Raw genomic sequence first — 21,192 nt, forward strand, 5'->3', positions numbered from 1 at the left:
GACAATGCTTTATAAAAGAAGTAGTGCCCTTTTTGCTGAGGCCAAAAAATATATTCCAGGGGGGGTAAATTCTCCTGTTAGAGCTTTTAATGCGGTAGGTGGTGAGCCTATATTTATTAAAAAAGCCAAAGGTGCTTATCTATATGATGAAGACGATCGCATTTATATTGATTATATCGCTTCATGGGGACCTATGATTCTAGGACATGCTTTTGAGCCCGTTGTGGATAGTGTGATTGAAAAGGCAGCTCTTGGAACTTCCTTTGGGATTCCGACCAAGATAGAGACTGATATCGCCAAATTAGCAGTTTCCATGGTTCCGAATATCGATAAAATTAGATTTGTAAACAGTGGGACGGAAGCGTGTATGAGTGCAGTTAGACTAGCCAGAGGTTATACCGCCAAGGATAAGATTATCAAATTCGCAGGTTGCTACCATGGTCACTCTGATTCGTTTTTAATTCAAGCGGGTAGTGGAGCGGTTACTTTCGGTAGCCCAAATAGTCCAGGCGTTACACAAGGAACGGCTAAAGATACCCTACTGGCTCATTATAATGATCTTGAAAGTGTCAAGCAACTCATCGATGCTAACCCAGGGGAGATCGCAGCAATTATATTAGAACCTGTCGCTGGAAATATGGGTTGTGTCATTCCTCAAGAGGGGTTCTTAAATGGCTTGCGCGGGCTTTGTGATCAGCATGAAATTCTGCTGATTTTCGATGAGGTCATGACAGGCTTTCGATTAGCAAAGGGTGGTGCTCAGGAGTTTTTAGGAATCGATGCGGATATTGTGACCTTTGGAAAGGTAATTGGAGGGGGACTTCCGGTGGGAGCTTTTGCTGCCAGCGATGAAATTATGAGTTTTCTAGCGCCAGTGGGCCCTGTTTACCAAGCTGGTACTCTTAGTGGAAATCCATTAGCGATGGCTGGTGGTTTAGCAATGTTGAATCATTTATCGCAGAACCCTGATGTATTTCAAAGCTTAGCGGATAAGACGGCCTATCTACACAAAGGATTGAAGGCGGTCCTTTCTAAGATACAGGTGCCAAATACGATCAATACCATTGGTTCCATGATATCAGTTCATTTTACGGACAAAGTTGTTGATTTTGAAACAGCCGTTAACGGGAATAATGAATACTTTAAGAAGTTTTTCCACGGAATGCTTCGAGAAGGGATTTATCTTCCTCCAAGTGCATTTGAAAGCTGGTTCCTTAATGACGCACTGAGTTACCAGGATTTAGATCGTACTATTGAGGCTGCCTCGAAGGTGTTAAATAGCCTATAAAGAGATTGCTTTTATAATAGGGAGTGAATTTTATTTTCACTCCCTTGGGTTACTTTTTAATGGTAAGACTAAAGCGTATTGGTGGTTTAGTTTTGAGAAGCGATCGGATGGTATTTTCAAAGATAGCTGCTATTAATTGTCCGCTCTCAAAGAACGTTACTATCTTTCAAATTAAGCATTGGGAGCTGGATTTGCCTTATTTTTTCTTAAAAGATGCTTTTTGACAAGGTTTTTTTTACGTTGAACGATTGTGTCATAGGAAAAATACCCTTTTAAAATCAAGAATTTACCTCTGTTTTCCCCCTTAATGATTCTATAGATTTGTTGTACAATAAACCAACTTAATACTTAGAATCATGACTGCATTAAATTTCAAAATTGAACGAACTACTATCGATACGGAACCCAAAGATATTCTTTGGAATGGAAGAAAGATTCCAATTAAAGGAACGATGATTAGTAGCGGTATGTCCTACCGATTTATGGTCTATTTTGTCGATCGTCAATACTGTAATATTCAATCGACCTATATGGAGCATCAAAGACTTGTAGTGAAATTTGTTCCAGTAGATGAAATTTACAACTATTTTACTGTTGCAGAATGTAAGAATAAAGCAGTTTATGGATATTTTAATGTGGAATGTCCTGAGTTGAATTGCATTACGGTAAACCAACCAGTTCGCGAACTATGTTACTAATGTACTGGGGAACTAGTAGGTTGTTTACCCTTAGGCAACACCTGGAGTTTTGAGATGTTAACTAGCGATCCTGTTGCACTGATTTTAATACAGGATCGCGCTATAAATGCTCTTTTATTTTTTAAGATAAACCTCTCGGACTTTCTTAAATAAGTCAGACGAATAAACAAAGTCGGTAACGGTTTTATTATCTGTTCGGAAGATTTCTTCGTTTGTACCTTCCCAAGCCTTGAGACCATCTTTAAGAAATAGGATTTTTTCCCCTATCTCCATTACGGAATTCATATCGTGGGTATTAATTACGGTGGTGATATCGTATTCTTTAGTGATCTCTTGGATGAGGTTGTCGATTACAATAGCTGTTTTTGGATCCAATCCTGAATTCGGCTCATCACAGAAGAGATACTTTGGTTGGTTGACAATGGCTCGAGCGATGGCCACGCGTTTTTGCATTCCTCCCGATATCTCTGATGGTAATTTATAATCGGCATCAACTAAGTTGACACGTTCTAAAACGGTTGCTGCCCGATCCTTCATTTCCTCTCTTGTAAGTGTTGTAAACATACGAAGAGGAAACATGACATTCTCAATAACGGTCATAGAATCAAAAAGAGCACTCCCTTGGAAAACCATTCCCATTTCTTGCCTTAATTGGGTTTGCTGATCCTCGTTCATCTGGGAATAATCCAGATTGTTGTATATGATTTTACCTTCATCTGGTTGGAAAAGACCCAATAGGCATTTTAAAAATACGGTTTTTCCCGATCCACTTTGACCGATAATCAAATTGGTTTTACCCTTGTCGAAACAACTCGTGATCCCTTTGAGAATCTTGGTGCTTCCAAATGATTTATGTAAGTTTTCAACTTTGATCATTATCCTAAGAGTAATTGAGTGAGTAAATAGTTGGCTATAATAATTGCGACACTAGTCCAAACAAAAGAAGAAGTACTTGCTTTTCCTACCTCTAGTGCGCCACCTTTCATATAATATCCATAAAATGATGGTATGGTGGCCAGTAAAAATGCAAAGACCATGGTTTTAAGGAAAGCGTAAATGACATGGAAGGTATCAAAATCAATCTGCAAACCTTGGATGAATTCGGCGCTAGAGCTATATCCACCAAATACAGCAGCCATCCAACCACCCAGTATTCCCATGTACATGGCAATGGCAATCACAAAAGGATAAAGCATCAGGGCCACAATTTTTGGCAGTACAAGGTAATTTAATGAGTTAATTCCCATAACTTCTAAGGCGTCAATTTGCTCCGTTACCCGCATGGTTCCAATACTCGATGTGATATAAGATCCCACCTTACCAGCCATGATAATTGAGGTGAAGGTCGGAGCGAACTCTAGAATCACCGATTGCCTTGTGGTAAATCCAACAAGATATTTCGGAATTAACGGATTGTTGATATTTAGTGCTGTCTGAATAGAAACCACACCGCCGATAAAAAAGGAAATAAAGATAATGATGCCCAAGGAGCCATAAATGAGATCATCGATATCCTTTAAAATAAGTTTTTTTAGCATTGGCCATTTGGTAGTTCTGCTAAATACTTCTCCTAGCATCATAAAATACCGACCAATATTTTCCAAATATACCATAAAACAAAAATAGGATAGTTAATGCGAATATTATACTAATAAGTGGGGTTTTAATCTAAATTTTAACTTTGCTGCTGATTTTAAAATAGTAGCTTTGTAACATTCAACATTAAAAAACATGAAAAAATATCTTTTACTCAGCCTTTTTATCGCTGGGTTTATTAATGCAACCGCGCAAAGTAAAGAAGATGTAAAACCTTTTACTAAACCTAAACTTGTAGTTGGAATCGTAGTTGATCAAATGCGCTATGATTATTTAGTCCGTTTTTGGGATCGCTATCAGGATGGTGGATTTAAACGAATGGTCAATGAAGGATTTAATTGTAAAAACAATCATTTTAATTACATCCCCACCTATACCGCTGTTGGTCACACCTCTGTCTATACTGGAACAACACCCAATGTACATGGAGTCATCGGTAATAATTGGTATGATAAAGTAGCCGATAGAATGGTCTATTGTACCGAAGATAACAATGCTAATTCTGTAGGAACAACATCCGATGCTGGAAAAATGTCACCCTGGAGAATGGAATCTTCTACCATAACCGATCAGTTGAAGTTAGCGACTGTTTCTAAAGGAAAGGTCATCGGGGTATCTGTAAAAGATAGAGGTTCAATATTACCTGCTGGGCATGCTGCTGACGCTGCATACTGGTTCCATGGGAGTGATGAAGGGGTATGGATAACCAGTGATTACTATATGAAAGAACTGCCTAAATGGGTGAAAAAATTTAATAAGTCAAACCAGGCGGAAAAATATAAAAAAGTATGGAATACCCTGTATGATATTGATACTTACCATCAGAGCCTTGCAGATAAAAACGCTTATGAAGGTCCTTTCAAAACGCAAGGAGCCGCGGTATTTCCTTATGATATTCCTGCTTTATGGGAAAAAAATGGAGCCTTTGACTTAATTAAAGGAGTGCCTTTTGGAAATTCTTTAACGACTGATTTTGCGATGGCTGCCATTGAAGGTGAGGACTTGGGACAAGATGATATTACGGATTTTATTGCTATTAGTTTTTCTTCTTCTGATTATGTAGGGCATCGCTTTGGGGTAAGTGCTGTTGAAACCCAGGACATGTACCTTCGATTGGATCTTGATATCGAACGCTTGTTAAACTATTTAGATGACAAAGTTGGTCAGGGTGAGTACACGGTGTTTTTAACCTCGGATCATGCTGCAGTGGAAGTTCCTGCTTATTTGGAAGATTTGAAAATTCCTGGGGGGTACGCTGATAGTAAGGGATTCCGCAGTAATTTAGATACGTTTTTAAAAGAGACTTATAATAGTGAAGACCTGGTTAAAAATATCTCCAACGGGCAAATATTCTTAAATCAAGAACGGCTGAAAGAAATAGGCATCACCTCAAAGGAAATTGAGGATGCAATTGTAAATGAAATTAAAAATTACAAGCATGTCGCTCAGGCCTACACAGGGTATGCTATGCGTAATCAAACTTTTACTAGAGGGATTGCATCAAAGCTACAATTAGGCTACAACTTTAATCGTTCAGGTGATGTGCTATTTGTATGGGAGCCAGGGTATTTAGCTACGAGTTCTCGAACTGGTACCTCACATGGGACTGGATATGCATACGATACACATGCGCCACTGCTATTTTTTGGTAAAGGAATTAACCATGGATCGACGGTAAAAAGAACCGAAATACCAGATATTGCAAATACTATAGCTGCACTTTTAGGTATTGCATTTCCTAGTGGAAGCAATGGGGAGCCTATTAGTGAAGCCCTTCAACTAGACTAGAATATCATAAAAGATATATGAAAACACCTCTTTTGGGTTAACCAAGGGGTGTTTTTTTATCCTTTATAGGCTGGTTTAAATTATTAAAGTCCTATTTTAGATTTTATTTTCTTAAAGCGATAGGCGCGGATAAACTTGGCCTCTTTGTCATTTACAATTAGAGGAGTTCGCGAGTTTTTGGCCTTAAAGTATCCCCTGAGGTTGTCTATTACAACCCTAGGTCTTTTATTCATAAGAGCCATTTTAAAGGAGGAAATCACTGTTAAAATTAGCCCGTACCCCATCGTAAACATTGCTTTTCCCTGCAGTAGACGTGCTTTTTTATTATATGATTTTCCAGTGGGCCGGAGGTGTTTTACTTTTAAAGATTCGATACTTTGAATCTGGTATCCATGGTATCTGGCTAATAACTCATCTAAGGTGTCCCAACCCATGGCACATCGCAACCCACCGATAGCTTTAAAAGTTTCCTTTCTATAGGCCTTAAAGGCACCTCTTATATGATCCTTTCCCATGGGGTGGTTAAGTAGCCACGCTCCGTTTTTATCTTGTTCATAGGCAAAACCACCAGCGATACCAATTTCTGGATGCTCACTAAATACCGTTGCAATCTTTTCAAAATACGTTTTGGGAAGAATGATGTCAGCATCTAATTTGACGATAAAATCATAATGATCATCCAAGAGCGCGAGTCCTTTGTTGAACGCATTAATAACCTTACTTCCTGGCATGTGGGTCTCTGACGATTCGGTGTTTAACTTGGTTACAAAAGCATATTTCTCGCTGTAGTGATCAATGAGTTGTTCTGTATTATCAGTGGAATGGTCATTAACCACAATTACTTTTTGTGGGGGTAAACTTTGATCCACCAAACTCTCAAGTGCTTGAACAATAAAATCCGCCTCATTATGCGCTGGGATAACCACGTAATATCTCATAAGCTCAAAGGGAATTATGGCTGGTTGACCCGTTGGGCGTAAATCAAATAATACCGAGGGGTAAAACTTCGTAATAAAGGACGAAAACCAAGCTTTTTAACGGGGTTGGTGAATTTCGCTGATTTTTTAATCTGCCATCCTGTTTTCTCTAAAAGCCAATCGAATTGCCAATCTTCAAATTCATGGTAGTGTCTGTCCCATGGATCTGTCTTACTTCTGTAGGCCTCTGAAAACCATAGTCGGAGTGGGACCGAGGCTACTAATTTCTCCGCCTTAATGGCCTTTAACAAATTATAGGGCGCTAGTAAGTGTTCAAATATTTCAAAAGCTGTCACCGCTTCAATTTGAGGGTTTTCAACTACTTTGTAGTCCACATCGAGGTCTTCTCCTGTGGTGTTGATCACCTGATAGCCTCTTTGTTGCATAAGCTCACTAAAGGGGTTTTTTACGCCTAAATCTAGGATATTAGACGGTGCGGGAAGTGAACTTTCTAGAAACTCAATAGTTTTTTTATAACGTCTACTTGGAAAGCTATTTTCGTACATATCAATATTTATAAACCAGCGCATTAATGTTCATTCCTGCGCCTACGCTTGCAAATATAATAACATCTCCTTTATGTAATTCTTGATGGTTCATGTTTCCTTTACGAACCATATCAAAAAGGGTGGGTATGGTGGCCACAGAGCTGTTTCCTAAGGTATGAATATTCATGGGCATGATGTGCTCAGGTACGGATGAATTATATTGGCGGTAAAATCGTTTCAAGATGGCATCGTCCATTTTTTCATTGGCCTGATGTAAGAATATTTTTTTAACATCTTCTATAGCTACCCCGCTGTTGTCCAGGCATTCTTTCATCGCTTTTGGGACATGAGTGACTGCAAATTCATAAATTTTTCTTCCAAACATTTTAATGTATTTTCGGTTGTCCGAAATCTCTTTATTATAGGATGCTCCAAAGAAAAGGTAGTAGGCTTGCTCTTGAGTGTAGGATGCGGAGAGTTGCGATAGAATTCCCTCTTCTGGGGAAGCTGAAAGTACAGCTGCTCCAGCACCATCTGCGTAGATCATCGAATCACGATCGTGCTTGTCGACAATTCTGGAAAGGGTTTCGGTGCCGACCACGAGACAGTTTTTAGCCATATTGGCCTTTATGAATGCTGAGGCGTGATTACATCCTTCGATCCAACCTGGACATCCAAAGAGTAAATCGTACGCCACACATTTAGGATTTTTAATACCTAGAGCGTGTTTGACACGTGTGGCAATGCTAGGCACAGTATCCGTTTGGGAGCTTCCGCTAGCAATATCACCGAAATTATGAGCTACGATAATATAATCTAAGATTTCTTTGTCGATTCTTGCGTCCTCTATAGCTTTCGCTGCGGCTAAAAAAGCAATATCCGAACTGTTTTGATCCTCGCTGACATAACGTCTTTGTCGGATCCCAGTAATAGACTCAAATTTCTCAATTATTTCAGCAGTATCACTACCAAAAGCACTGCCATCTGTATTGAGAAAATCATGATTGATAAAATCTTCATTTTTTGTAATCACTGATGGAATGTAAGATCCTGTTCCAATAATTCTTGTATGCATAGAGTCTATATTTTTCTAAAGGTAAGTTATGTATTGGAGAAATTAATACCAATAGCCATTTAATTACGATGTTCAATACCAATTTTGCGATAAAAAAATAGCCCTCTGAATATCAGAAGGCTATAAAAGGTTTTATGGTGTATGGAAAATTAGGCTTCCATATAAGCATCTATTGGAGGACAGGTACACATTAAATTACGATCGCCATAAGCCTCATCTACCCTGCGTACAGTAGGCCAGAATTTGTTTTCTGCCACATAGGGCAGTGGATATGCAGCCTCTGTTCTACTGTATGGGAATTCCCATGAATCCGCAGTAACCATTCGCAAGGTATGCGGTGCATTTTTTAATATATTCTCCTGATCGATATCGGTGATTTGATCAATTTCATTTTTAATAGAAATTAAAGCATCACAGAAACGATCTAATTCGGCCACACTTTCACTCTCTGTAGGTTCGATCATGATCGTTCCAGCCACAGGGAAAGAAACAGTAGGTGCGTGGAATCCATAATCGATAAGACGTTTAGCGATATCCGTTACTTCGATTCCTTTTACTTTAAAGGGTCTACAGTCGATAATCATCTCGTGCGCCGCTCTTCCTTTCTCACCAGTGTACAATACTTCGAAAGTACCCGTGAGCTTAGCTTTGATATAGTTGGCGTTCAAAATAGCTGCACGAGTTACTTTCATTAGTCCTTTTCGTCCGAGCATTTTGATATAGCCATAAGATATTAAGCAAACAAGTGCACTTCCAAATGGAGCAGAAGAGATCGCCTCGATAGGGTTTTTTCCGCCAGTTGTAACCACTGGATTGGATGGTAAGAACTCCACTAAATGTGGCGCCACGCATATGGGACCTACGCCAGGACCACCACCACCGTGTGGGATAGCAAAGGTTTTGTGCAAATTCAAGTGACAAACATCAGCACCAATGGTTGCTGGGTTGGTAAGTCCTACTTGAGCATTCATATTAGCACCATCCATATAGACCTGTCCACCATTGCTGTGAATGATTTCCGTGATTTCTTTGATGGAAGATTCAAATACCCCATGGGTAGAAGGATAGGTCACCATTAATGCGGCTAACTCATCCTTGTGTTTTTCGGCCTTTTGAGCTAAATCTTGAACATCGATATTGCCTTTTTCATCTGTTTTAGTGACCACTACTTTAAAGCCTGCTAGCGCAGCCGAAGCTGGATTTGTCCCGTGTGCCGAAGCGGGTATAAGGCATATATTTCTATGGCCCTCTCCATTGGATTCGTGGTAAGCTCTAATGACCATAAGTCCACTGAACTCTCCTTGAGCACCTGAATTAGGCTGAAGTGAGGTTGCTGCAAACCCAGTAATGACATTGAGTTGATGCTCTAACTCCTTTAGGACTTCCAAATACCCTTCTGCTTGGTTTAATGGAACAAACGGGTGAATGTTACCCCATTCATCCCAGCTAATAGGGAGCATTTCAGAAGCAGCATTTAACTTCATAGTACAGGAACCAAGAGAGATCATAGAATGATTAAGCGCTAAATCTTTTCGTTCTAACTTTTTGATATAACGCATAAGTTCTGTCTCGGAGTGATAGTTGTTAAACACCTCATTTTCCAAGAAAGTACTTCGTCTTAGATTCGCATTAAGGATATTGGATTGTTGGGTAAGTTCTGATATGTCTTGGGCAGTTCTTCCAGCGGCCTGAGCAAATACCTGAACAATGGTATTTAAATCCCTAAGGCTTACTGTTTCATTTAAAGAAATAGCAACCTTATCCTCTTGAGGATATAAAAAGTTGATTTGTTGTGCCTCTGCTAGGGGTCTAATTTTGGCTGCATCTGCATCGATCAATAGGGTGTCAAAATAAGAAGTGTTGTGCTGCTGATATCCTAAAGATTCTAGTGCCTCACAAAGGGTTACGGTGGAACGGTGTACTTTGTCAGCAATATATTTCAAGCCTTTTGGCCCGTGGTAAACCGCATACATTCCAGCCATCACCGCTAGCAGTACCTGAGCTGTACAAATATTGGAGGTTGCTTTGTCTCTTTTAATATGTTGTTCACGGGTTTGTAAGGCCATACGCAATCCCATGCGTCCGTCCATATCTTTCGTAACCCCAATAATTCTTCCTGGAATATTTCTTTTATACGCTTCTTTGGTGGCGAAAAATGCGGCATGTGGTCCGCCATACCCTAATGGGATACCAAATCGCTGGGTGGTACCCACCACTACTTCAGCGCCAAATTCACCAGGAGGTATTAGACTAACCAAACTTAATATATCTGCAGCAACGGCCACTTTGATATTATTGGAATTGGCTTTGGCTACAAATTCTTGATAATTGTAAACGGCACCAAACTTTCCTGGATATTGCAGTAACGCACCAAAATAATCGCTGGAGAAATCAAAGTTTTCGTAAGCCGCTATATGTAGTTCGATTCCAAGGGGAACTGCATGGGATTTAAGGATTGAAATGGTTTGCGGTAATACCAGATCAGAGACAAAAAATTTATTCGATCCATTTTTCTTCTGATCACGGCTTCGAACACTAAAAAGCATGGACATGGCCTCTGCAGCAGCAGTACCTTCATCGAGTAAAGAAGCATTGGCAATTTCCATTCCTGTGAGATCACAGACCATGGTTTGGAAATTTAATAAGGCTTCTAAACGTCCTTGCGCAATCTCTGCTTGATAGGGGGTGTAGGCTGTATACCATCCTGGGTTTTCAAGGATATTTCTTTTAATTACCGACGGGGTAATAGATTCATTATATCCTAATCCTATATATGTTCTGAAAACTTTGTTCTTTTTTGCTAGGTTTTTTAAGTGACCTAAATACTCATATTCCGACATGGCCGGGGGCAAGTCTAATTCCTCCTTCAGCCGTATTCCAGCTGGGACAGTCTGTGCTATAAGTTCGTCAATAGTATCCACGCCTATGACGTTAAGCATACTATTTAAATCATCTTCTTGAGGTCCAACATGGCGAGTAACAAAAGAATCTGTTTTCATACTAATCGACTAATAATGTTATATTTTTCGCAAAAATACATATTATATTTCTTTAAAAAAGTACTTTTGAAATGCCTTTAATGAAAGTTTTAAACAACTTTTCGGAAGTTATAAACTTTGTGGGACCTCTCGAAAATGGAATGGTTAAAGAAGCTTTTTAACTTTTATCTTGATGCGAATATACACGTGGCTTTGGGCGTATATGCACTGGTACAGGTGACCTTGATGGAGTATGGCCTTGATTATGATCAGCCAATAAGTTTAGCCTTGTTTTTTGGTACCATAGTAGAGTACGGCTTTATCAAATATGCTTCCCTTGCGAAACATTATCTTTTTGTAAAGCAGAAATACCTTAAGTTGATCCAACTTTTTAATTTCTCATGTGCACTTATTGCAATGTACTATGTGAGCCAGTTGAACTTAAAAACAGTGTTCGTTGCGGCAGCACTAATTCTGGTAGCTTTTTTATATGTAGTGCCTTCTATGACGACAAAAAAAAATCTAAGAAATTTAAAAGGGATCAAGGCTTTTGTGGTGAGTTTGACCTGGTCTGTCTCCACTGTATTGCTACCGCTTTTAAATAACCAGGTACCTATTACCGATGAAGTGTTAATTGATTTGGTACAGCGCTTTTTATTTATTCTTGCCCTAATGGTTCCCTTTGAAATCAGAGATCTTAAGTTTGACGAACCCGATTTAAGAACCATACCTCAGGTTCTCGGTATTAATGGTTCCCTTTTTTTAGGGGTAATTTTGTTGGTGTTTTTTGTAGTATTTGGCCTGTTGAGGCCTGAATTAAATACCAATAGTCTTTATGTAGAGTGGGGCATTGCCCTATTGTTGCTTCTCGCCCTTGGTTTTACCAAAGAGAACCAGTCCAGATATTATGCGAGTTTTTTTGTTGAGGGCATCCCAATAGTGTGGTGGATAGGGTTGCTGTTGGTTTACGAGAAATCATCAATTTTTCGCTTCATCGCTACTTTCTTTTCCTGATCCAAGGTCTTAATTTTTGCTTTTTTACAGAGCTGCGTTAAATCAGAATTCTTTTTAGAGTAAGACTTGGTAGCTCTACACCACATGATTCGAAACCTTAATTTCAATCGTTCGAGAAGAGTCGCTTCTCCATACTGCATCTTGTCACAAATATGTTTCGCCTCCTCACAGGAGACCAAAAGCGTGTTCTTTTTTTTACTCATTTTTATACCAATTATTTTCCAAGCATTCCATTAAGTTTGTTCTTGCTCTATGGATGATAACCCATAGGTTAGACGCTGTGATATTCAATTCTTTACAAATATCTTCAGTATCCATTCCTTGAATGGTTTTCTTGATAAAGACTTCCGCTTGCTTTTTAGGAAGTTTTGTTAAACAATCTTGAATGGCTAATCCTAGTTCTTTGTTTTGTAAAGCATCCTCTGCGTTTAGGTCATAATTGTCAGCTACTTTTTGCTCGAGCCAAGAACCTTCCTGTTCACTATCAAAGTTTAAATCCATCTTGACCTCTGCCTTCCCTTTATTGGAGTTGATTTTTCGGTAGTGGTCGATGATTTTTCTTTTTAAAATGGAAATAAGCCAGGTGCGTTCGGCGGCTTCCCCCTTGAAGTTTTCTGCGGATTTTAAACCGGCCAAAAAAGTATCTTGTACCAAATCTTCCGCGATGATGGTATCATTTACTCTGGAAATTGTGTAATTGTATAGGTAGTCTGCGTAGAGATCAACCCATTTAGAAGGATTTAACTTGTGTTTTGGCACGGTTGTAATAGTTTCCTTCAAATGTAAAATAAAAAGTTTAAATAGTACCTTTGCAAGGTGTAAATTTAAATTTGGCGAAAATGAAATATCATGTTCTTTTGGCTTTTTTAGTATCATCTTACCTGATGAGTGCGCAGTTTAAGTCTGTCGCTATCGCAACATGGGATGGTGATGCTCATAAGGAGGTCGTTTTAGTGGATGTAAGAACTCCAGAGGAATTTGATCAGGGACACCTTTGTGATGCGTTGAATATTGATTTTAAAGCAGAAGATTTTAAGGATAAGATTCAGGAGCTTTCTAAAACCACGCCAATTTACCTTTACTGTCGAACTGGAAAGCGGAGTAAAAATGCGGCGAGCTTGCTTGAGGAACTTGGTTTTGAAAATATTACCAATCTTGAAGGGGGGTATGTAGCCTATACTGAAGAAGGTGGCAAGCCGTGCCCTGAAAATTAGGGATGGTGATTGAGAGGTCTGAATTGTTGTACCATAATGCGTATTCTTAACTATCTGACGCTGGTAAGTTGTTTTGATACCCTAGTGGTAACATGACTTTGCAGAAAAATGAAAAGATTCCAATCAATATAATGGCAGCGCCTAAAATGATAAAGGTGATATTGATTCCAACGGTGTCCGCCAAAAAGCCAGTACCCAATAGGCCGACTAATGAAGGGAGTAGAGAAATACTAAAAAACATAGCGAAAACTCTTCCAAGGAGTAAAGGGTCAATGTTTTCTTGTATGATGGCAGTAAAGCACGCATTGTAGACCGATCCTGCTACACCAGATAGAGTGGTCAGTAAAACAAAGATCCAAAAAGCCCAGGATGGTAATAGGCCAGAAATAGCAAAAGCAAATCCCATCAATACATAGGTGTAATTGATTAAGGTGACTTTGTTTGTTTTTAATTTTAGGATCCCAAGAATACCACCGCCAATGAGCATACCCACACCCCAACTAGCCTCTACAACACTCATGTGGAAGGGCTCCCCGTTATAATGTTCTAAAGTCATCAGCGGAAATAATACAGCGATCGGCATAATACAAATGGTGGCTAGGATGGAAAACAAAAACAAGAGTGAAATTCCTTTATCAGAGGTAATCGCCCGTAAGCCCATTAACATATCAACCACGAGCTGTCTTGTCTCTATAGTTGTTGAGTCTGTTTGTTTTGGATGTGGTACTTGAACCAATAGTAAGGAAACTATGGCAAATACAGCTCCTATTATATCGATATACATCACAAATGCGATGTCCATAAGTCCGATTGCTAAGGCTCCTAATGCTGGGCCAGCTATATTAGAAACCGATTGGATTATTTGATTGATGCCCGCAACTCTCAGTAATTCAGATTTGGGAGCAAGCATTGGAATGGCAGCTTGCATTGCAGGCATGTGGAATGCTGAACCCGCAGATCTAAATGCTAAAAGGGTATAGACCAGCCACAAAGCAGCGTTCCCGTAATGAAATAAAAGTGCAATGATTAAGGTACAGCATGCTATGAAGGCATCAGAAAGAATCATTGTTTTTCTACGATCCCAACGGTCCACAAAAACACCTGAAAACAGCCCTATAATGGACTGTGGTAGTAAAGCGGCAATAGCGGCGTAGGCTAACACCTCGGCAGAACCAGTTTCAACGCTTAACCAGATAATGATTGCAAAATTTACAAGGGAACTACTGATTAGGGACATAAACTGCCCTGCCCAAATAATCCCGAAATTGCGTTTCCATGTATTTTTGACCGCTGACATAACTTTTTTAAAACAAGTTTTTATAGGATGCAGATGGCGTGTTAAGGTTGCTTTGGAAGAACCATTATAAATACCGAAGTAAAAAAAGGGTAATGATAAGAATGTGATCGCTATAACTTTGGCAAAAAATTAATCTGTTTGCCAAAGATATTTCATAAAAAGGTGTTGCTTACTTTAAACGATGCAGATACATTTGAATGACATTTTCCAATCCCAGATATAGGGATTCTGCTATAAGGGCATGGCCTATAGAGACCTCTAATAGGTTTGGAATATTTTGTTTAAAAAAAGCGGTGTTATCCAAATTCAAATCATGACCAGCGTTTAGTCCTAAGCCTATTTCTTCTGCCATTTGAGCCGCTTCTATGTAGGGATTGATCGCTGATTTATCGCCTTTTTCAAATGCCTTTGCATAACCCTCCGTATATAGTTCGATGCGATCCGTCCCTGTTTGAGCTGCCCCTTGAACCATGGCAACATCAGGGTCTACAAAGATAGAGGTACGAATGTTGTTGTGCTTAAATTCTTGAATGATTTCGGTTAAAAAATTCTTATGTTTTAGCGTGTCCCATCCTGCATTGGAAGTAATAGCATCTTCTGCATCTGGGACCAAGGTGACCTGCGCAGGTTTCACTTCCAAAACCAACTGAATAAAATCATCAATAGGATTTCCTTCGATGTTGAATTCCGTAGTAATCACCCCAGGAAGATCTCTGGCGTCTTGGTATCGGATATGACGTTCATCTGGTCTTGGGTGAACTGTGATGCCTTGTGCTCCAAATAACTCAATGTCTCGGGCTACTTTTAAAAGATCAGGTACATTCCCACCTCGTGAATTACGAAGGGTTGCTATTTTATTGATGTTAACGCTTAACTTTGTCATAAGGATAATCTTAATAAGGTCACTGGTAAAAAGTGTTTTTGGTACCTAGAATATGGAATGCGAAGATACTTAAAAATATGATTTTTCACCTTATTTCTAACAGGCTATAAAATCAGGGTATATATCCAAGGGGAGCTTTTACCTGAAAACTTTAAAATACAAACTAAAGCCTGCAATATTTCAACAGAAAATCATTAATTTGCATTTCAATATCATTGTGATGAATTTACATTCCTATATAAATAATGACGTTTTGCCATTACTGCCGAATTATCCGGTAAAAATGGTACTTGGAATGTTTTCCGTTTGTACCAATACGCATATTCCACTTGTGGAAGATCACAAATTGCTTGGGCTTATTTCAGAGGATGATGTGCAAGGTTTTGATCCCGATAAGCGGATGAGTGATTATTTATACGTTTTGGATCTTTTTTTTGTGCGTAAAACCACCAACTGGATTGATGTGTTAGAGGCATTTGCTAAATTTAACGCCAATGTCATGCCTGTACTAGATGAGCACAATAACTATGTTGGTTATTATGAACTCATCGATATTATGAGTTTGTTTAAAGAAACCCCTTTTTTAAATGAACCAGGGGCGGTTTTGATTGTGGAAAAAGGGCATAAAGATTACTCCTTTAGTGAAGTCTCTCAAATCGTAGAAAGTAACAATGCAAAACTATTAGGTGCCTTTATTTCAGAGGATAAAGATGATATTGCTCAAATCACCATGAAAATAGGAGGAAGCGGCCTTTCTGAAATTCTACAGACCTTTAGAAGGTACAGTTATAAGATCGTAGTGGGTATTGAGGAGGACACCTATGTGGAAGGATTGAAGGAACGCTCGGATTATTTGAATAAATTTCTTGAAATATGATTATAATAACGCTTGTGTTAACAACATTGGATAAATGAAAATAGGTATTTACGGGCAATATTATAAAGAGGACTCCAAAGACTGTGTCACCAACCTGCTCAACTTTCTTCAAAAAAATAATATAGAGGTTCATATCGAGTCTAACTATTTAAAACAGCTCAGAACGTTTCTAAAAGTGGAACAAGCCTATGAGACTTTTTCTGGTTTTGAGGATCTCGATGATTCATTTGATGTGTTCTTAAGTGTCGGAGGGGATGGTACCATGTTAAGTACTGTTCTTTTTGTCCGAGATCTAAATATACCAATCCTTGGGATTAATACAGGTCGGTTAGGTTTCTTAGCCACTGTGCAAAAGGATGACGTGGAAAAAGCCATGAAGGAATTGCTCGAGGGTAAATACGAGGTAGAAGAACGTGCCTTATTACAGGTAAGTACCAGTAATGGAAGTATTGCAGATCAAACCGTGGTGAACTTTGCGCTGAACGAGGTTACCGTGGTTCGAAAAAACACGACTTCCATGATTACCATTGCCACCTGGCTTGATGACGAATATTTAACCTCTTATTGGGCTGACGGGCTTATTCTTGCAACCCCAACAGGATCAACAGGATATTCATTGAGTTGTAACGGGCCAGTGATTGCGCCTAGCACGGATGCTTTTGTGTTAACACCCATCGCACCACATAATTTAAATGCGCGTCCATTAGTTATCCCTGATAAAACTAAAGTGCAATTAAGGGTCTCAGGAAGAGAAGATCAATATTTGATATCTTTGGATTCTCGCATAGCGACCTTAAATAACGATACTGATGTTTATATTCAGCAAGCGCCCTTTAATATTAAATTGATACAATTAAGGGACGAGAGTTTTTTAAAGACCCTCAGACAAAAATTACTCTGGGGTGAAGATAGACGTAATTAAGAGCGCTTCATGAACACTATTAACCAGACCATGATAATTTTATAGCATATAAATAGCCACTTACTGCATATAAAATATCAGAATGTATATATTTGCAAACTTTGAAAGGTATGAACTTTAGAAACTTAGCCATACTATTTATACTGTCCACAAGCTTGTCGAATGCGCAGATGTTTGAGATTGGTGGATTTGTGGGAGGAAGTAACTACATCGGTGATGTCGGTTCTTCTAGGTATATAAACCCCAATAGTTTAGCCGTTGGGGGTGTGTTTAAATGGAATGTCAGTGAACGTTATGCTTATAGAGCTTCACTCACTGCCTCACAATTAAAAGCCTCGGATAAGGATGCCGATACGCAGGGAAGATTTAATAGAAATTTAGATTTTTCGAATCAAATTTATGAAGGAGCCTTGGGAATGGAGTATAATTTTTGGGAGTTTGATCTAGGGCCGTTTTCAAGGTCTGTGACACCATATATATATGGAGGAGGGGCTATATTGTGGTATCAAGATATATATTATACAAGTATCAGTGATGACACTGCGGTTAGAGACGGTAAAAAAATTACTTTTGCCATCCCGATGGCACTGGGTGTGAAAGCTAAAATTAACACACGATTTGTAATAGGAGCCGAGGTAGGGGTGCGATATACCTTTACAGATAATTTGGATGGGAGTTACCCGAGCGATGCGAATAAGATAAGGCTAGGGAATGTTTTAAGTGATGACTGGTATGTTTTTTCTGGAATCACGCTCACCTATACCTTTGGAAAAGAGTCGTGTTATAGCTGTTTTTGATTGATTAATAATGAATGAAGATATAATTAATAAAGATAATTTACCAAAGCATATTGCTATTATCATGGATGGCAATGGACGATGGGCCAAACAAAAAGGGAAGCTCCGAGTTTTCGGTCATGAACATGGTGCTAAGACGGTAAAGAAAATCGTTGAAGCATGCGGATCTTTGGGGATCGAAAATTTAACCTTGTACACTTTTTCAACCGAAAATTGGAGTCGACCTAAACGTGAGGTCGAAACATTGATGCGCTTATTAGTGTCTTCTTTAAGAAAGGAATTAAGTACCTTGGTTAAAAATAATATTAAACTTAAGGCTATTGGCAGTCTTGATAGTTTACCTTCACTAGCTCAAAAGGAATTGATGGAAGTGATTGAGAAAACCGAGAAAAATTCAAAAATGACACTCACCTTAGCGCTAAGTTACGGATCGAGGGAAGAGCTTAAAAATGCCATAGTTCAGATAAGTAACAAAGTTAAAAATAATATAATTTCTCCTGATTCTATTGATGAATCGATTATAAATAATCATCTTTACACGCATGATTTGCCAGATGTGGACTTGTTGATCAGAACAAGCGGAGAGTGCAGGATAAGCAATTTTTTACTTTGGCAAATAGCTTATGCGGAATTGTACTTCACCGATACACTTTGGCCAGATTTCACCAAAGAGCACTTGTGTGAGGCGATTGTAAATTATCAAAACAGAGAACGTAGATTTGGAAAGACAAGCGAACAACTTAACTAAGAATATCATGTGGAAGCGATATTTGGGTATCCTTTTATTACTACTAACTTTTACGAAATACGCAAGTGCACAGGATACGACCTTTGATAAGGGGGAGGAATACATTCTCGGAGGTATTGAAGTTACTGGAGTAAAGACGTATAATGACCAAAGTGTTATAAGTTACACCGGATGGAGAATCGGACAAAAAATTACTGTGCCGGGAGAGCAAATCAGTGATGTGATTAGTAAGCTTTGGGGACTTAATTTATTTAGTGACATTAATATCTACAAGACTAAAATTGAAGGTGATAAGATATTTCTAGAGATCAATGTTGTTGAGCTTCCTGTCCTAGCAGATGTAAAGATTACTGGTATTAAAGAAAGAAAGGTAGAGGATCTTATTGAGGAGGCCGATCTTAAAAAAGGTAAGAAAGTAACCGAAGGTTTCCTTGCCAATACCAAGACGTATCTTACTAATAAATACAAAAAAGAAGGGTTCCTAAATACCAAAGTTAATATTAATACCATTGAGGCCGATACACTTGAGACCAGTAATGCCCTTAAAATGGTTGTTTCTATTGATAGAGGTGAAAAAGTTAAAGTTGGAAAAATCGAGTTTCACGGAAATGAAAAGCTCAGTGATAGGAAGCTTAGAAAGTCTATGAAGAATACCAAGCAGAAGGTGTTTGGACGATTTTGGAAAAAATCGAAATTTATTCCAGAAGATTTTGAGACGGATCTAACTTCGGTGATTGATACTTATAAAGAGAACGGTTACCGTGATGCGCGCATCATAGCAGATACCGTTATTCGTCAAAATGAAAAAACGATCGATATAGATGTAACCTTAGAGGAAGGTGATAAATATTACTTTGGAGATATCGACTTTGTAGGTAATACAGCTTATTCAGATCAGCAACTAAGTAGAATCCTAGGACTTAAAAAGGGAGATGTCTACAACGGTGTTTTATTTGACAAGCGAATTGAAGATAACACCAAGCCTGACGGGAATACTATTGCGAACTTGTATCAGAACAATGGATATTTGTTCTCACAAGTGAACCCAGTAGAGGTTTCTGCAAAGAATGATACCATCGATTTTGAAGTGCGTATTGTGGAAGGGAAATTGGCTTATTTCCAAGAAGTAAGTGTTTCTGGAAACGAGCGAACTAATGACCATGTGATTTACAGAGAGCTTAGAACGCGTCCTGGACAATTATACTCTAAAGAGAATGTTGTTCGAACCATTAGAGAGTTAGGACAATTAGGGTTTTTCGATCCTGAAACCATTAGCCCTGAAATTAAAGATGCCAATCCAGAGGCTGGTACTGTTGGAATCAACTATGCCTTGACTGAAAAAGGATCTAGCCAGATTGAACTTCAGGGAGGATACGGTGGTGGTGGATTCATCGGAACGATAGGGCTTTCTTTTAATAATTTCTCCATTAGAAATATTTTCAATGGCGAAGAATACAAGCCAGTTCCAATGGGGGATGGTCAAAGATTATCGTTGCGTTTACAGGCAAGTAGATTTTTTCAGACCTATAGTTTCTCTTTTGTAGAACCTTGGCTAGGAGGGAAGAAACCAGTGCAGTTCTCCACTTCCATTTCCAGAACTTTACAATTTAGATACAACCCAAGAACGGGAGATGCTGATAAGGATCAACGTTTTGTAATCACTGGTGCTACCGTTGGTCTTGCGAAAAGATTGCGTTGGCCTGATGATCACTTCCAGTTATCGCATGCTTTGAGTTACCAGCACTATGATCTTCAAAACTACAACACCTCGTTGTTTACTTTTGGAAACGGATATTCGCACAACTTTGCATATACCATTCAGCTAAGTCGAAATAATACATATGTGAACCCAATCTTCCCATTGGGAGGGTCGGAGTGGAATATTAGTTTAAAGCTCAGTCCACCTTATTCACTGTTTAACAATATTGATTATGGAAATTTAGCGAATGATCCAGAATATCAAATGATCAACTCACAGAATCAGGTGGTGCCAGATCAACCTAAAATTGATCAGGAAAAATATAAATGGCAAGAATTCTATAAAGTTAAGTTTTCCGGAAACTGGTATACCAACATTGTCGCGAAGCTCGTCTTGAAAACAGGAATCGAATTTGGCTTTTTAGGAGCTTATAATGATCAACGAGGAGTGATTCCATTTGAGCGCTTCTTCTTAGGAGGAGATGGTTTAGGGAATTATACATTGGACGGAAGGGATAATATCTCTTTAAGAGGGTATCCAAATCAATCGTTATCAGGTATTGACGGTTCTACAGTGTATAATAAGTTCTCGTTGGAACTTCGATACCCAATTACCTTAAAGCCGACAGCATCTATTTATGGATTGACATTTGTAGAAGGCGGTTCTGCTTATGATACCTTTAGTCAATACAATCCGTTTAATCTAAAAAGATCTGCAGGTCTTGGTGTACGTATTTTTATGCCTGCCTTTGGACTCCTGGGGATTGACTTTGGATATGGATTTGATCCAGTTCCTGGAGAGGTTGAACCCAGTGGATGGCAAACGCACTTTATTATTGGTCAGCAGTTTTAAA

20 protein-coding genes are annotated in these 21,192 nt (G+C 38.9%); 10 read left to right on the top strand and 10 right to left on the bottom strand.

Annotation, left to right across the window (positions count from 1 at the left end; all coding sequences use genetic code 11):
- The first annotated feature begins 4 nt into the window (after positions 1-4).
- A complete protein-coding gene (hemL, locus tag VKY50_RS03070) occupies positions 5-1,288 on the top strand; it encodes a glutamate-1-semialdehyde 2,1-aminomutase (protein ID WP_324298727.1) in 1,284 nt (427 codons plus the stop codon).
- Between the two features lie 356 nt (positions 1,289-1,644).
- Entirely contained in the window at positions 1,645-1,986 is a 342-nt protein-coding gene (locus VKY50_RS03075) for a hypothetical protein (RefSeq protein WP_324298729.1), read from the top strand.
- A 114-nt stretch (positions 1,987-2,100) separates the two neighbouring features.
- On the opposite strand, the gene VKY50_RS03080 is transcribed toward VKY50_RS03075, so the two are convergent.
- Together VKY50_RS03080 and VKY50_RS03085 are read right to left on the bottom strand one after the other, a co-directional pair.
- On the bottom strand, positions 2,101-2,862 hold the full coding sequence (locus tag VKY50_RS03080; RefSeq protein WP_324298731.1) for an ABC transporter ATP-binding protein: 762 nt from the start codon (positions 2,860-2,862) through the stop codon (positions 2,101-2,103).
- The gene (locus tag VKY50_RS03085) at positions 2,862-3,599 is read right to left on the bottom strand and encodes an MlaE family ABC transporter permease (RefSeq protein ID WP_324298733.1); all 738 of its coding nucleotides are present in this window, start codon (positions 3,597-3,599) and stop codon (positions 2,862-2,864) included. Before VKY50_RS03085 ends, VKY50_RS03080 begins: the two co-directional genes overlap by 1 nt.
- Before the next feature lie 118 nt (positions 3,600-3,717).
- On the opposite strand from VKY50_RS03085, the gene pafA reads away from it, so the two are divergent.
- Positions 3,718-5,370, top strand: coding sequence for an alkaline phosphatase PafA (gene pafA / locus VKY50_RS03090; protein WP_324298735.1), 1,653 nt, complete (start codon positions 3,718-3,720; stop codon positions 5,368-5,370).
- Positions 5,371-5,453: 83 nt separating this feature from the next.
- On the opposite strand, the gene VKY50_RS03095 is transcribed toward pafA, so the two are convergent.
- The 4 genes from VKY50_RS03095 to gcvP form a co-directional block, all read right to left on the bottom strand.
- On the bottom strand, positions 5,454-6,308 hold the full coding sequence (locus tag VKY50_RS03095; RefSeq protein ID WP_324298737.1) for a glycosyltransferase family 2 protein: 855 nt from the start codon (positions 6,306-6,308) through the stop codon (positions 5,454-5,456).
- A 14-nt stretch (positions 6,309-6,322) separates the two neighbouring features.
- The gene (locus tag VKY50_RS03100; protein WP_324298739.1) at positions 6,323-6,853 is read right to left on the bottom strand and encodes a class I SAM-dependent methyltransferase; all 531 of its coding nucleotides are present in this window, start codon (positions 6,851-6,853) and stop codon (positions 6,323-6,325) included.
- Between the two features lies 1 nt (position 6,854).
- Positions 6,855-7,910 (bottom strand): 3-oxoacyl-ACP synthase III family protein, encoded by a 1,056-nt coding sequence (locus VKY50_RS03105; RefSeq protein WP_324298741.1) that lies wholly within the window; start codon positions 7,908-7,910, stop codon positions 6,855-6,857.
- A gap of 149 nt (positions 7,911-8,059) precedes the next feature.
- Positions 8,060-10,909 carry an aminomethyl-transferring glycine dehydrogenase gene (gcvP, locus tag VKY50_RS03110; protein ID WP_324298743.1) on the bottom strand — a complete coding sequence of 950 codons (2,850 nt, stop codon included), beginning with the start codon at positions 10,907-10,909 and terminating at the stop codon, positions 8,060-8,062.
- Positions 10,910-11,044: 135 nt separating this feature from the next.
- Here gcvP and VKY50_RS03115 point away from each other — a divergent pair, with 135 nt between their 5' ends.
- Positions 11,045-11,902 carry a UbiA prenyltransferase family protein gene (locus VKY50_RS03115; RefSeq protein WP_324298745.1) on the top strand — a complete coding sequence of 286 codons (858 nt, stop codon included), beginning with the start codon at positions 11,045-11,047 and terminating at the stop codon, positions 11,900-11,902.
- On the opposite strand, the gene VKY50_RS03120 is transcribed toward VKY50_RS03115, so the two are convergent.
- On the bottom strand, positions 11,854-12,105 hold the full coding sequence (locus tag VKY50_RS03120) for a hypothetical protein (RefSeq protein ID WP_324298747.1): 252 nt from the start codon (positions 12,103-12,105) through the stop codon (positions 11,854-11,856). The genes VKY50_RS03115 and VKY50_RS03120 overlap by 49 nt on opposite strands.
- A complete protein-coding gene (locus tag VKY50_RS03125; RefSeq protein ID WP_324298828.1) occupies positions 12,098-12,661 on the bottom strand; it encodes a sigma-70 family RNA polymerase sigma factor in 564 nt (187 codons plus the stop codon). Before VKY50_RS03125 ends, VKY50_RS03120 begins: the two co-directional genes overlap by 8 nt.
- Before the next feature lie 80 nt (positions 12,662-12,741).
- Between VKY50_RS03125 and VKY50_RS03130 the strand changes: the two genes are divergently transcribed.
- Positions 12,742-13,116 carry a rhodanese-like domain-containing protein gene (locus tag VKY50_RS03130; RefSeq protein WP_324298749.1) on the top strand — a complete coding sequence of 125 codons (375 nt, stop codon included), beginning with the start codon at positions 12,742-12,744 and terminating at the stop codon, positions 13,114-13,116.
- A 46-nt stretch (positions 13,117-13,162) separates the two neighbouring features.
- Here VKY50_RS03130 and VKY50_RS03135 read toward each other — a convergent pair whose 3' ends face one another.
- Positions 13,163-14,413, bottom strand: coding sequence for an MFS transporter (locus VKY50_RS03135; protein ID WP_324298751.1), 1,251 nt, complete (start codon positions 14,411-14,413; stop codon positions 13,163-13,165).
- Positions 14,414-14,582: 169 nt separating this feature from the next.
- Entirely contained in the window at positions 14,583-15,296 is a 714-nt protein-coding gene (locus tag VKY50_RS03140) for a pyridoxine 5'-phosphate synthase (RefSeq protein ID WP_324298753.1), read from the bottom strand.
- A 220-nt stretch (positions 15,297-15,516) separates the two neighbouring features.
- Between VKY50_RS03140 and VKY50_RS03145 the strand changes: the two genes are divergently transcribed.
- The 5 genes from VKY50_RS03145 (at position 15,517) to bamA (ending at position 21,191) form a co-directional block, all read left to right on the top strand.
- Entirely contained in the window at positions 15,517-16,173 is a 657-nt protein-coding gene (locus tag VKY50_RS03145) for a CBS domain-containing protein (protein WP_324298755.1), read from the top strand.
- A gap of 34 nt (positions 16,174-16,207) precedes the next feature.
- The gene (locus tag VKY50_RS03150) at positions 16,208-17,095 is read left to right on the top strand and encodes an NAD kinase (protein ID WP_324298758.1); all 888 of its coding nucleotides are present in this window, start codon (positions 16,208-16,210) and stop codon (positions 17,093-17,095) included.
- A gap of 110 nt (positions 17,096-17,205) precedes the next feature.
- On the top strand, positions 17,206-17,892 hold the full coding sequence (gene porG / locus VKY50_RS03155; protein WP_324298760.1) for a type IX secretion system protein PorG: 687 nt from the start codon (positions 17,206-17,208) through the stop codon (positions 17,890-17,892).
- Positions 17,893-17,902: 10 nt separating this feature from the next.
- Positions 17,903-18,640 carry an isoprenyl transferase gene (locus VKY50_RS03160; RefSeq protein ID WP_324298762.1) on the top strand — a complete coding sequence of 246 codons (738 nt, stop codon included), beginning with the start codon at positions 17,903-17,905 and terminating at the stop codon, positions 18,638-18,640.
- Complete coding sequence (bamA, locus tag VKY50_RS03165; RefSeq protein WP_324298764.1) at positions 18,612-21,191, top strand: outer membrane protein assembly factor BamA; 2,580 nt, start codon at positions 18,612-18,614, stop codon at positions 21,189-21,191. The genes VKY50_RS03160 and bamA overlap by 29 nt, the downstream gene beginning before the upstream one ends.
- Position 21,192 lies beyond the last annotated feature (1 nt).

The organism is Galbibacter sp. (genome assembly GCF_035306585.1).
Lineage (GTDB): Bacteria > Bacteroidota > Bacteroidia > Flavobacteriales > Flavobacteriaceae > Galbibacter.